At 68.1% G+C, this 12485-nt stretch carries 12 protein-coding genes; 5 read left to right on the plus strand and 7 right to left on the minus strand.

Features of this window, described 5'->3' with window-relative positions:
• Window positions 1-59 precede the first annotated feature (59 nt).
• The 4 genes from CSEG_RS23275 to glyS all read left to right on the plus strand — a co-directional run bounded on the left by CSEG_RS23275 (window position 60) and on the right by glyS (window position 4696).
• On the plus strand, window positions 60-668 hold the full coding sequence (locus CSEG_RS23275) for a DMT family protein (RefSeq protein ID WP_227878894.1): 609 nt from the start codon (window positions 60-62) through the stop codon (window positions 666-668).
• 84 nt (window positions 669-752) lie between these two features.
• The gene (locus CSEG_RS21520) at window positions 753-1697 is read left to right on the plus strand and encodes a fasciclin domain-containing protein (RefSeq protein ID WP_013078781.1); all 945 of its coding nucleotides are present in this window, start codon (window positions 753-755) and stop codon (window positions 1695-1697) included.
• Window positions 1698-1795: 98 nt separating this feature from the next.
• Window positions 1796-2695, plus strand: coding sequence for a glycine--tRNA ligase subunit alpha (locus CSEG_RS08245; RefSeq protein ID WP_013078782.1), 900 nt, complete (start codon window positions 1796-1798; stop codon window positions 2693-2695).
• 6 nt (window positions 2696-2701) lie between these two features.
• Window positions 2702-4696 carry a glycine--tRNA ligase subunit beta gene (gene glyS / locus CSEG_RS08250; protein ID WP_013078783.1) on the plus strand — a complete coding sequence of 665 codons (1995 nt, stop codon included), beginning with the start codon at window positions 2702-2704 and terminating at the stop codon, window positions 4694-4696.
• A 148-nt stretch (window positions 4697-4844) separates the two neighbouring features.
• On the opposite strand, the gene CSEG_RS08255 is transcribed toward glyS, so the two are convergent.
• Entirely contained in the window at window positions 4845-5822 is a 978-nt protein-coding gene (locus tag CSEG_RS08255) for a c-type cytochrome (protein ID WP_013078784.1), read from the minus strand.
• 117 nt (window positions 5823-5939) lie between these two features.
• Window positions 5940-6794: a metal-dependent hydrolase gene (locus CSEG_RS08260; protein WP_013078785.1), complete on the minus strand. Its 855-nt coding sequence runs from the start codon at window positions 6792-6794 to the stop codon at window positions 5940-5942.
• 54 nt (window positions 6795-6848) lie between these two features.
• Here CSEG_RS08260 and CSEG_RS08265 point away from each other — a divergent pair, with 54 nt between their 5' ends.
• The gene (locus CSEG_RS08265; RefSeq protein ID WP_167535119.1) at window positions 6849-7475 is read left to right on the plus strand and encodes a TetR/AcrR family transcriptional regulator; all 627 of its coding nucleotides are present in this window, start codon (window positions 6849-6851) and stop codon (window positions 7473-7475) included.
• Here CSEG_RS08265 and CSEG_RS08270 read toward each other — a convergent pair.
• The 5 genes from CSEG_RS08270 to CSEG_RS08290 are packed head-to-tail and all read right to left on the minus strand — an operon-like array spanning window position 7472 to window position 12459.
• On the minus strand, window positions 7472-7867 hold the full coding sequence (locus CSEG_RS08270) for an NUDIX hydrolase (RefSeq protein WP_013078787.1): 396 nt from the start codon (window positions 7865-7867) through the stop codon (window positions 7472-7474). The genes CSEG_RS08265 and CSEG_RS08270 overlap by 4 nt on opposite strands.
• Window positions 7868-7901: 34 nt before the next feature.
• Window positions 7902-9005 carry a serine hydrolase domain-containing protein gene (locus CSEG_RS08275; RefSeq protein WP_013078788.1) on the minus strand — a complete coding sequence of 368 codons (1104 nt, stop codon included), beginning with the start codon at window positions 9003-9005 and terminating at the stop codon, window positions 7902-7904.
• A 29-nt stretch (window positions 9006-9034) separates the two neighbouring features.
• Window positions 9035-9898 carry a helix-turn-helix domain-containing protein gene (locus tag CSEG_RS08280; protein WP_013078789.1) on the minus strand — a complete coding sequence of 288 codons (864 nt, stop codon included), beginning with the start codon at window positions 9896-9898 and terminating at the stop codon, window positions 9035-9037.
• A 1-nt stretch (window position 9899) separates the two neighbouring features.
• Window positions 9900-10901, minus strand: coding sequence for a porphobilinogen synthase (gene hemB / locus CSEG_RS08285; RefSeq protein WP_013078790.1), 1002 nt, complete (start codon window positions 10899-10901; stop codon window positions 9900-9902).
• A 58-nt stretch (window positions 10902-10959) separates the two neighbouring features.
• The gene (locus tag CSEG_RS08290; RefSeq protein WP_013078791.1) at window positions 10960-12459 is read right to left on the minus strand and encodes a flavin-containing monooxygenase; all 1500 of its coding nucleotides are present in this window, start codon (window positions 12457-12459) and stop codon (window positions 10960-10962) included.
• Between the last annotated feature and the right edge of the window lie 26 nt (window positions 12460-12485).

Genomic DNA, 12485 nt, shown 5'->3' on the forward strand with positions numbered 1-12485 from the left:
CCGGCCCGCCGCGACGCGGGCTTGTTTGCTTGGTTGTGGGAAGCGAGACCGCCCCCGGTGTGATCACCGCCGACGCCGCGCGACACGCGCCGCATCGTTTTCCCCGGCCGGGCCAAGCTATCGGCGACGGTTCCGTGAAGGCGCGCGCCGAAAAGCTTTCGGAAAGGAATTGGCTGAGGCGCCTAATTTTTGAGCGCAGAGCGCCCTGTATGCGTCAGAAAACGGCGTTTTTGCTTGCCGGGATGGCTCTGGTGTCGGCGGGGGGTCTTGGCCTAGGGTCGCGCGCTTCCCATGGACCCGCTCCGGAGACCGCCTGCATGTCCCCTCTCGTCTTGAAGATCGCGCCGTGGCTGATGCTGGTGGCGTCCAACGTCTTCATGACCTTCGCCTGGTACGGCCACCTCAAACACAAGAGCCTGGCGCTTCCGGTGGCGATCCTGTCGAGCTGGATGATCGCGCTTCCAGAATACATGCTTGCGGTGCCAGCCAATCGCCTTGGCAGCAGTATGTATTCCACGGCTCAGCTTAAGACCGGGCAGGAGGCCATTACCCTGATCGTCTTTACGCTTTTCTCGTTCTTCTACCTCGGTGAGGCGATAAAGTGGACGACGCTGGTCGGCTTTGGTCTGATCGTCTGTGGCGCGGCCATGGTGTTCTTCTTCAAGTAATGGTCAAGGTGATCACGAGGGCGTGATCCGGGAACCGAGTCCCAGGCTTGGGCGTAAACCGCTCGAACCGAGAGGAACTCGATCATGACCCCCAAGCGCCTCCTCACCGCCGCCGCCGCGATCGCCCTGATGGCCGGCGTGGCCCACGCCCAGACCGCTCCCGAAACGGCGCCCGCCGCGCAGGCGCCCGCCGCGACGTCGCCCGTCGTCGCCAAGGGCGACCTGATCCAGACCGCCCAGGCGTCGGGTCAATTCAGCACCTTCCTTAAGGCCGTCTCGTCGGTGAACCTGACCAGCGTCCTGAAGACCAACCAGAACCTGACCCTGTTCGCGCCGACCGACGCGGCCTTCGCGGCGCTGCCGGCCGACCAGCGAGATAAGCTGATGGCGCCGGAAAACGGTCCGCTGCTGCAGAAGGTGCTGACCTACCATCTGATCAACGCCAAGGTGGATTCCAGCAAGATCACGGGCGCCAAGGGCGAGGTGGCGAGCGTCGAGGGCTCGCCCCTGATGCTGGACGGCAGCGGCGCGACGCCGATGGTCGACGGCGCCAACATCGTTCAGGCCGACGTGATGGCCAGCAACGGCGTGCTGCACGTCATCGACAAGGTGCTGCTGCCCAAGGACGTTCCGGGCCTGCAGGCCGCCTCGGCGCCGGCCGCGACCGACGCGGGCGCGACCATGAACGTCGCCGCCAACGAGCAGGTTTCGCCGCCGGCGCCCGCCGAGCAGGCCGGCGCCCAGGTCCCAACCGCCACCAATCCGACACCCGTCGCGCCGGCCACGTCGACCGACATGGCCGCTGATCCGGCCGCTTCGCCGTCGGCCATGGCCGCGCCGGCGGTTGGCGTCAGCGCCTCGGGCGTCGTGCCGGCCTCGTCCCAGACCCCGGACGCCCAGGCTTCGCTCAAAGCCGGCGATCCGAACGTGGTCTCGAACGGACCGGTCGCCGATACGACCGCCAACCGCGCCAAGTACGGCGCGCCGATGTCGAACGCCGGCAAGCGCACCACGCCCAAGGGCAACTAGGTCCTTGGACTTTCGTCCGGCGCGCGCCGGACATCGCTTGAAGCAGCAGTCGGCGGGCCCTATGGTCCGCCGACTTTTTTCTAGGCCTGCTTTGATTGATGTCGCGCGAAAAACCCAAGTCCTTCCAAAGCCTGATCCTGACGCTCCATGACTATTGGAGCCGCCAGGGCTGCGTGATCCTGCAGCCGCACGATGTCGAGGTGGGGGCGGGGACGCTGCACCCGGCCACCGTGCTGCGCGCCTTGGGCCCCAAGCCCTGGAACGCCGCCTACGTGCAGCCCTCGCGCCGTCCGGGCGACGGCCGCTATGGCGAGAACCCCAACCGCCTGCAGCACTATTATCAGTACCAGGTGATCCTGAAGCCGAACCCCGAGAACATGCAGGACCTGTACCTGGGGTCTCTGGAAGCGATCGGCCTGGACCTGCGCACCCACGACATCCGCTTCGTCGAGGACGACTGGGAGAACCCGACCGTCGGCGCCTGGGGCCTGGGCTGGGAAGTCTGGTGCGACGGCATGGAAGTCAGCCAGTACACCTACTTCCAGCAGGTCGGCGGCCTGGACGTGAGCCCCGTCGCGGGCGAGCTGACCTATGGCCTGGAGCGCCTGGCCATGTACGTGTTCGGCGTCGACAACGTCTACGACCTGCCGTTCAACGATCCCGACTCGCCGCTCGGCGCGACGACCTATGGCGACGTGTTCCTGGAGAACGAGCGCCAGCAGTCGGAAGCCAACTTCCATGGCTATGACGTCGCGGTGCTCAAGCAGCAGTTCGAGCAGATGGAGGAGCAGGTGCCGCTGATGCTGGCCCGCTCCTATCAGGGCAAGTCGCTCGTCCTGCCCGCCTACGACATGGTCCTGAAGGCCAGCCACCTTTTCAACCTGATGAACGCCCGCGGCGCGATCGCCGTCGCCGAGCGCGCCAGCTACATCGGCCGCATCCGCGACCTTTGTAAGATGTGCGCCAGCGCCTGGGTCGAGCAGCAGGAAGCCGCGTAAGTCACGATGCCCCAACTTCTCCTCGAACTGTTCTCGGAAGAGATCCCCGCCCGCATGCAGGCCCAGGCCGCCAAGGACCTGGAGCGCATGGCGCGCGAGCACCTGGCCGCCGCCGGCTTCCTGCCCGAGGCCCTGACGACCTTCGCCGGCCCGCGTCGCCTGACCCTGGTGGCCGAAGGCCTGCCGCTGGCCCAGGCCGACCGCAAGGAAGAGCTGAAGGGCCCGCGCGTCGGCGCGCCGCCGCAAGCCATGGAAGGCTTCCTGCGCAAGACGGGCCTGACGCAAGACCAACTGGTCGAGCGCGACGGCGTCTACATGGCCTTCATCGAAAAGAAGGGCCGCCCGACGGCGGAAATCGTCGCCGAGATGGTCGAGGCCATCGTCCGGGGCTTCCCGTGGCCCAAGTCGATGATCTGGGGCTACAAGAAGCTGCGCTGGGTGCGGCCGCTGAAGCGCATCCTGTGCGTGCTGGACCGCGAGGTCGTGCCGTTCTCGATCGAAGGCATCGAAAGCGGCGACGTGACCGAGGGCCACCGCTTCATGGGCGAGGCCAAGCCCTTCGTCGCCAAGGACTTCGACGAATACGCCGCCGGCCTCGAAAAGCACTTCGTCGTGCTGGACGTCGAGGAGCGCAAGCAGCGCATCCTCGAGGGCTGCAAGACCCTCTGCTTCGCCCGTCATCTGGAGCTGGTCGAGGACCAGGGCCTGCTCGACGAAGTCGCGGGCCTGGCGGAATGGCCGACGCCCGTGCTGGGCGACATGGACCCGTCGTTCCTGGACCTGCCGCCCGAGGTGATCCGCACCTCGATGCGGACGCACCAGAAGTACTTCGCGGTGAAGAAGCCGGGCGAGCCGGGCCTGGCCCCGCACTTCATCACCATCGCCAACATCCAGGCCAAGGACGGCGGCGCCGTGATCGCCGCCGGCAACGCCAAGGTGCTGTCGGCCCGCCTCTCCGACGCCCGCTTCTTCTGGGACGAGGACCGCAAGGCCGGCTTCGAACCGTGGCTTGAGAAGCTGAACGGCGTGACCTTCCACGCCAAGCTCGGGACCATGGCCCAGCGCGTCGAGCGCATCGTCGCCCTGGCCGGCGCGATCGCCCCGCTGGTCGGCGCCGATGTCGCGAAAGCCAAGGAAGCCGCGCGGCTGGCCAAGGCGGACCTGGCCTCGGGCATGGTCGGCGAGTTCCCGGAACTTCAGGGCCTGATGGGCGGCTACTACGCCCGCGAGGCCGGCCTCGACCCCGAGATCGCCGCCGCGATCCAGGACCACTACAAGCCGCAAGGCCCGTCCGACGCGGTGCCGACCTCGCCGCTGGCGATCGCCGTGGCGCTTGCGGACAAGCTGGACACGCTGGTCGGCTTCTTCGCGATCGACGAGAAGCCGACGGGCTCCAAGGACCCCTATGCGCTGCGTCGGGCGGCGCTGGGCGTGATCCGGATCGTGCTCGAGAACGGGCTGCGGGTCTCGCTGGCCAAGTTCGGCAAGGACGACCTGATCGCCTTCTTCGCCGACCGCCTGAAGGTCACCCTCCGCGACCAGGGCAAGCGTCACGACCTCGTCGACGCGGTCTTCGCCCTGGGCGACGACGACCTGGCGCGCATCGTCGCCCGGGTCGAGGCGCTGGACGGTTTCCTGAAGACCGACGACGGCAAGAACCTGCTGGCCGGCTACAAGCGCGCCTCCAACATCCTCAAGGCCGAGGAGAAGAAGGGCGCTCTGCCGAGCGGCGAACCGGAGGCCCCGGCCGCCGACAGCGCCGCCGAGGTCCAGCTCTACGACGCCCTGCGCGTGCTGAAGGGCCCGCTGGCCGACGCCCTGGCCAAGGAAGACTTCACCGGCGCCATGGCCCAGCTGGCTGGTCTGCGCGGTCCGGTGGACGCCTATCTGGACGGCGTCTTCGTCAACGATCCCGAGCACCGCGACAACCGCCTCAAGACCCTGGCCGCCGTCCGCGACGCCATGGGCCAGGTGGCGGACTTTGGGCTCATCGCGGGGTAGGAAAACCCTCCTCGTGTCATCCCGGCCGTAGCGCGGAGCGCGAAGAGCCGGGACCCAGGGGCGGTGCGCACGGGGCTCCTTCACCCCTGGGTCCCGGATAGCCTCTGCGAGGCTTCCGGGATGACACGGATTTTGAGGCTGCTAGGCTTTAAGGTCTCAGCGACGCCGCATAGACCGCCAGGTCGCGGATCTGCTCGTCGTCCAGACCTCTCGCCGGCCCCTGCATTTGGCTCACCGTCGGGCCGCTCCTGGCGCCCGTCTTGATGTCCAGCAGTTGCCGCGCGAGGTACGCCGCCGAACGTCCGGCCAGGGGCGGCGCCACGGGCGAGCCTTTCAGACCCTGGCCGTGACAGGCCGCGCAGGCCTGGCCGTTCCCGCCGCCGCTGGCCGCCAGCGCCTCACCCCGCGCCGTCGCCCCGATCGGCGCATGGACCACGATCACCGCGTTCGGATCGGCCAGCAGCATGCGCGGCCAGTCCTCGGCGACCTCGATCACCTGGCCGTTCAGGCGCTGGGGCGGCTCGCCGGGGGCGAGGTCCAGCCAGCCATAGTAGTTCGGCTTGGTCGCCGGCGCGGTCTCGCCCTCCACGACGCGCACGCGCGGCTTGTAGGGTAGGGCGGCGTAGTAGGCCGCGGCGGCCGCGAGCTCGTCGTCGGTGACGGTCTTGGCGACCTTGATCATGTCCTGGTTCGTGGGCCAGTTGGCTCGCCACGACGTGCGCCGGCCGTCGCGGAACTCGCGGACCTGCTGGATGATGTAGTCTGCGGACAATCCCGCCAGGTTGGGCGTGCCCAGCGAGCCGCCGCCGCCGATCTGGTGGCACTCGGCGCAGGCCATCACGCCTTTGCGGCCCTGGGCGACGATCGTGGGCGCGGGCGGGTGGCTGTCCGGGAACCAGTCGGGCGGCCCAGCCCCCTTGTTCAGCGCCTCGCCCGTATAGGTCACCGTGCTGCCGGGGATGTGCTGAGGACCGCTCGGGTAGGGCGGCAGGTTGACCTTGGGGCCTTGCGGATAGGCCCAGCCGAGCAGGGCTCCGGGCGCGGACTCGGGCTTGGGCTGGCAGGCGGCGAGGCAGAGCAAGGCTCCGCCCAGGATCATCATCGACGACACCGCGCCCAATCGCATCTGAAGCCCCCCGGCAAGGACGAGCGCGATGACCTCGCGCTTCGATCGCCGTGGCTCACCTGCGCGGGTGGGCTGCGGCGGCGAAGCCCTAGCGGACCGGCCTCACCCCGGCAAGCCTCAGGCGGCCGCCGCGTCGAACTCGGCTTTCCAGTCGGCGAATTGCGCGCGGTCGTCCTGATCCCAGGGATGGAAGCCGGGGCGGTACCAGGCGAAATAGGTCTTGGCGCCGCGGCTGAAGATCCCGGGCTCGCGCCAGACGTAGCGCTTCACGGCCTTCAGCGCCGCTTCGGGCGTGTAGCCGTCGGTCTCCAGCAGGCGCGCCGCGTAGCGGGTGATGTTGCGGGTGAACATGTAGGTCACCAGCGCCATGGCCCGGCAACGAACGAAGTAGCGCTTCGCCGGCGACCAGTCCTTGGTCACCTCCAGGAAGACGTCGTAGGCGACCGCCTTGTGTTCGGTCTCTTCCATGGCGTGCCAGCGCCACAGCTTCTCGATCTCCGGATCGGTGGTGGCGAAGAGGTCGCGGTGCCGGGCGTGCATCTCGGCCATCATGGCCGTGAAGTGCTCCAGCGCGATCGTCGAGATCAGCATGCCCATCGGGCCGCGATCGCGGGCCATTTTCACGCGGCCGCGGATCGTCTCCTCGATCTCGGCGACGGGATAGCGCTCGCGGTCGATCAGGCTGTTCAGCTGGTGGTGTTCGCGCGAGTGGATGGCTTCCTGGGCGATGAAGCCCCGGGCGTCCTCGGCCAGCTTGCCGCTCAGGCGGTCGCGATAGCCCTTCACCGCGTCCATGAACATGCGCTCGCCATCGGGGAAGGTCAGGGACAGGGCGTTGAAAACCGCCGTCCCAACGGGATCGCCGCCCAGCCAATGGCCTTGGCGGGCGCTGTCGAGCGCGAAGCGGATGTCGCGCGGGGCGACGTCGAGGTCGTCGGGCGTGTGCTTGGCCTGAGTTGAAGAGTGCGTCATGGCGTTCTGGGCTCCGCCGGTTTAGGGCTTGGACATCGGCCTTGAGCCCCAGAGTTGGTTATACTGACAAAAATGTCAATAGAAGCGTCCGCGCCCCGTCCAACCCGAGTCCGTCGCTCGCCCGAGGCCGCGCGGGAAAACATCCTGGCCGCCGCCGAGGCGATCCTGGTCGAGCACGGGCCTCAGGCGCTGAAACTGGCGGACGTGGCCAAGGCCGCCGGCGTGGTGCACGCCAACGTCATCCATCACTTCGGCTCGATCTCGGGCGTCGAGACGGCGCTGATGGAGCGGATGATCCGCCAGCTGGCCGACAAGGTGATCACCGGCTTCAACACCGGCGGCGCGACGCCGGGGTTCGGCGCTCAGGCCCTGTTCGAGGCGTTCGAGGCCAAGGGCGCGGCGCGTCTGGCGGCCTGGCTGGAGCTGACGGGCGAGAGCCGCCGCATGACCCTGGTGCGGGACGTGGTCGACGAGATCATCCAGACTCGCCTGGCCCAGGACCTGGGCCTTGAGCGCGAAAAGGTCGTCGACTTCATCCTGCTGAACATCATCCTCGCCGTCGGTACGGGACTGTTCGGCCCGACCCTGTCGGAACTGCTGGGGCGTCCGCCCGAGCGCGCGCGGGAGCTGGCGTTGGAAATGGTGCAGGGGCGTATCAGCGCCCTGGGCTCGAAAGGCTAGGCGATCGCCAGGAGGGCTGGAAGCACCCGTTCGGTCAGCAGCGGCGCCAGCCGCAGGTCGCCCGGCGAGGTCGGATCGATCCAGGCCAGCTCGTCGATCTCGGCGCGGGGCGCGATGTCGCCCTCGACCGTCGCCAGGTAGGTCGCCGACTGGACGGTGAAGCCCGCCTCGTTGGCGGCCGGGGCGCTGAAATGGCCCAGCAGCTCGGCGGCGACCAGTCGGCAGCCCAGCTCTTCCTCGAGTTCGCGAGCCAGGGTGGTCAGGTCGTCCTCGCCCGCGTCGCGCTTGCCGCCGGGTTTCATGAAGGTCGCCGTGCCGCGCTTGCGGACCAGCAGCATTCGGCCGGTTTCGTCGCGGATCACGGCGGTGACGATGTCGAGGACGCGGGTCATGGCCGGAGCCTACCCGCGTCCGAGAGTCGGGTCGCTATTTCTCGACCGCCGCCAGGATGTGTTCCGCGATCAGCTTTTCAGAGATCGCATGGGGCTGGCGGACGCCGAAGTTGGTCGTGGTGATCACGGCCACCAGGTCGAGGTCGGGGACGATCGCGACCTTCTGGCCGCCCGAGCCGCTCATCACCCAGGCCTTGTGGCCGGCGCCATCCGGTCCGGGGAACGTCTGCAGCCAGATCAGGTAGCCGTAGTCGGTGTTCTCGCGGGCGTTGGCGTGGGGTGTGACAGACGCCTTGATGAAGTCGGCGGGCAGAACCTGCTTACCGTTCCACTGTCCGCCATTGGCGTAGAGCTGGCCAAGCTTGAGGAGGTCGCGGCCGCGCAGGCCCAGGCCCCCGCCGCCCATGGCCAGGCCCAGAGGCGACATCTGCCAGTGCGGGGCCTCGATGCCGAGCGGCTTGAACAGCGCCTCGTCGGCGAAGGTGGGCAAGGGCTTGCCGACCGCGTTCTGGACGACCTGACCCAGGGTCACCACCCCAGCGGTGCAGTAGCTGAAGCTGCGGCCGTACGGCGAGGCCTCCGGGCGCGGCATCCACTCCGGAAAGCCGCGCACCGGCAGGTCCAGATAGAAGCCGACCCAATCCTCGATCAGGTACATCCGCTCCTCGTTGCCGCGCGAGAACGAATTGTCGTCGTCGCACTCGGCGATCGAGCTCATGGTCAGGAGGTCCTCGACCGTGACCTTGTCCTTGCGCGGATCGGGGTTGGCCGCGGGCAGGCGGCCCTTGAGGTAAGTCTTGATCGGCGCTTGCACACTGGGCAGCGCGCCGCGCGCGATGGCCGCGCCGGCCAGCATGGCGGTGACGGTCTTGGTGGCCGAGCGCGTGTTGCGCCGGGCTTCCGGGCCACCGTCGGGCTTGCCGTCGTCGTAATAGGCCTCGAACACCAGCTTGCCGTGACGGGCGACCAGCACGCTGGTGATCTGCTGGAACTGACCCGCCTTGATGGCGGCCGACATGGCGTCGAGTTTCTCGGCGGACAACCCTTCTGCGGCGGGCGCGGCGGTGGGCATGTCCGACGATGCGTGGGCGCTAAGAGGCGCGACGATGAGGGCGGCGGCGAGCGCGAAGGCTTTCAAGGGCGAACTCCAGAACGAACAGTCGCCGTCTAGGCGGGGCCGGCGCCGTCGTCTTGGACGCCTGAAACATCGGACCGCCGACCGCACAGTCGCGCGAACTCGCCGGGTGTCACGCCGTAAGCGCGAATGAACTGGCGATTGAGGTGGCTCTGGTCGCAGAAGCCCGAGGCCAGGGCGATCTCGCCGATCGGGTCGCGGCTTCGCATCAGCAGGTCCGCGGCGCGTTCCAGGCGTCGCGCGCGGAGCCGATCGCCCGGCGCCGCGCCCATCCATCGGCGATAGCCGCGCGCCAGATGAACGGGATGGACGCCGGCGACGCGGGCCAGATCCGCGACGCCGATCGGCTGATCGAAGGTGTCGGCGAGATAGGTCTCGGCGAGGTCCAACCAGGTGGGTCGCTTTTCGCTGTCACGCGCCGGCGTCAGGGCTTGGGCGGCCAATTCCAGGCTGAGGCTTTCCAGCGACAAGGGCTCGGCGTCGCGCGCCAGCAGGGAGCGCGTCAGGCGCACGGCCGCGCTGCGGGCCACGGGACCGGTGAGGCGCAGGGCGTCGATCGCCACGCCTCGACCCGCGTCGGCCAGAGCCCGCCAGTCGGCGGCCTCGAAGCTGACGGCCAGGAAATAGCCGCCGCCATCGACGAAGCGGTCACGGTGCACGACGCCTGGTGGGTTGTAGACCAGCACCGGACCCTCGGTTTCCGGTCCCACGGCGGTGGTGATGTAGCGGCCGTGGGTGGCCAGAACGAAGTGGGCGTCGTCGTGGCTATGCTCGTCGACATGGTCGGCGCGCTTGGTGGCTTCCAGATGCGCCAGGCGCACGCCCGAAAGCCGCCGCTCGACAGTCGGCGCGCCGTAGAACCGGCCTTGGCTGAAGGCGGTTCTCGGCGCCGCCATGCTAGCTCAGCGTCTCGGCGGCCCACGGGGCGAAATAGGTGATGATCCCCGCCGCGCCCGCGCGCTTGAAGGCGGTCAGGCTTTCGAGGATCGCCCGATCCTTGTCGATCCAGCCGTTCTGGGCGGCGGCCATGATCATCGCGTACTCGCCCGACACCTGGAAGGCGTAGGTCGGCATGCGGAACTCGTCGACGATGCGGCGGACGATGTCGAGATAGGGCATGCCCGGCTTGACCATGACCATGTCCGCGCCCTCGGCGATGTCGAGCGCGACCTCGCGGATGGCTTCCTCGGTATTGGCCGGGTCCATCTGGTAGGTCTTTTTATCGCCCTGGCCGGCCGAGAGCTTGGCCGAGCCGATCGCGTCGCGGTAGGGACCATAGAAGGCCGAAGCGTACTTGGCCGCGTAGGACATGATCATCACGTCCTGGTGGCTGGCGGCTTCCAGCGCCGCCCGCAGCTTGCCGATGCGGCCGTCCATCATGTCGGAGGGAGCCAGGATGTCGGCGCCGGCCTCGGCCTGCATTAGGCCCTGCTCGATTAGGCGATCGATCGTCGGGTCGTTGAGGATCTTGCCGCCCTCGACCACGCCGTCGTGGCCGTGGTCGGTGAAGGGATCCAGCGCCACGTCGCACATGATCCCGACCTCTGGGGCGGCGTCCTTCATGGCCTTGACGGCTCGGGGGATCACGCCGTCCGGATCGGCGGCGATCGAGCCGGCCGCGTCTTTCCGAGACCCGTCGATGTGCGGGAAGATGGCGATGGCGGGGATGCCGAGATCGCGCGCCCGAACGGCGGCCTTGGCGGCTTCCTTCACCGACAGGCGCTCGACGCCGGGCATCGAAGCGACCGGAATGGTCCCTTCGCCCTCGTGCACCACCATCGACCAGATCAGATCGGAGGGCCGCACCTCGGTCTCGCGGACGAGGCGGCGGACCCAGTCGGCCTGGCGAACGCGGCGCAGGCGGGTGTGCGGATACGGGGCGAGGGGCGGCGTGGTCATGGCCTTGATTTGGACCGCGCCGCCCGTCGAGGCAAGTTTGCAGACGCCTTAAGCGCTCTTACGAATAGCGGAAGGCCGCGTCGTCGAGATCGATCTTGGGGAAGATCTCCTTCTCGTTCCAATAGTCCTGGGTGTGGCGCCATTCCGGCTTGTCGCCCGCCTTGGGCAGCAAGTGCATGTTGCGCATCAGGTAACCCGGATTGAAGTCTTCGGGATCGATCCAGCCGCCGATCTTCATGTCCTTGTCCTCGGGGCGGAGAGCGACCTCGACCTGCCGTTTGCCGTTCGCCTGCATGTGAGAGAGCAGGCGGCAGACGAAGTCGCCGATCAGGTCGGCGCGCAGCGTCCAGCTGGCGCGGAAGTAGCCGAACACCCAGACGAGGTTCGGCACGCCGGTGAACATCATGCCGCGATAGGTGACGGAGTCGGCGAAATCGAGCGGCTTGCCGTCGATCTCGAAGGCGATGTCGCCCAGCACGCTGAGGTCAAAGCCCGTGGCGGTGACGATGACGTCCGCCTCCAATTCTTGGCCGGATTTCAGCAGCAGACCCTTCTCGGTGAAACGCTCGATCTCGTCGGTGACGACCGAGGCCTTGCCCGAGGCGATGCCCTGGAAGAGGTCGCCGTCGGGCACGAAGGCGATCCGCTGGCGCCAGGGGCGGTAGCGCGGCGTGAAGTGCTTGGCGATGTCGAAGTCCTCGCCGAGGAACATCTTCACGCCCTCCAGCAGCTCGGCCTTCACCGCCTCGGACTCCGCGATCGAGCGGCGCGTGAACTCGTTCTGGTCGAACAGGACCTTGCGGCGGACGATCTCGTGGATCCAGCGCTCGTCGATCTCGAGCTGGCGCAGCATGTCGGCGAGCTCGTTCTCGTTGCGGCCGGGCACGAAATAGGTCGGCGACCGCTGGAGCAGGGTGACGTGCGCGCAGTCGCCGGCGATGTTCGGGACCAGGGTCGCGGCGGTCGCGCCAGAACCGATCACGACGACCTTCTTGCCTGTGAGGTCCAGGTCCTTCGGCCAGGTCTGCGGGTGGACGATCCGGCCCTTGTAGCGGTCCATGTCCGGCCATTCGGGGGTGTAGCCCACCGAATGCCGGTAATAGCCCTGGCACATCCAGAGGAAGTTGGTGGTGTAGGTCTCGACGCCGTCCGGCCCGCTGACGGTCAGGGTCCACAGCTTGTCCTGGCTGGACCAGGAGGCGTTGGTGATCCGGCGGCGATAGCGGATGTGGCGGGAGAGATCGTTCTCGTCGATCACCTCGCCCATGTAGCTGAGGATCTCGCCAGCGGTGGCGATCGGCGGGCCGACCCAGGGCTTGAACCGATAGCCGAAGGTGTAGAGGTCGCTGTCCGAGCGGATGCCGGGATAGGTGTGGGTCAGCCAGGTGCCGCCGAAGCTTTCCAGCGCCTCCAGCACCACGAAGCGCGCGCCCGGCCGCTGTTGCGTCAGGTGATAGGCGCCGCCGACGCCGGATATGCCGGCTCCGACGATGATGACGTCGAAATGTTCGCTGGCCGCGTCGCGCGCGGGCTTTTGAAGCGTCGCCGCTTCGTCCATGCTCGTTCCTCCCGTGCCGGCCGTGA

The sequence above is a fragment of the Caulobacter segnis ATCC 21756 genome, assembly GCF_000092285.1.
Classification (GTDB): domain Bacteria; phylum Pseudomonadota; class Alphaproteobacteria; order Caulobacterales; family Caulobacteraceae; genus Caulobacter; species Caulobacter segnis.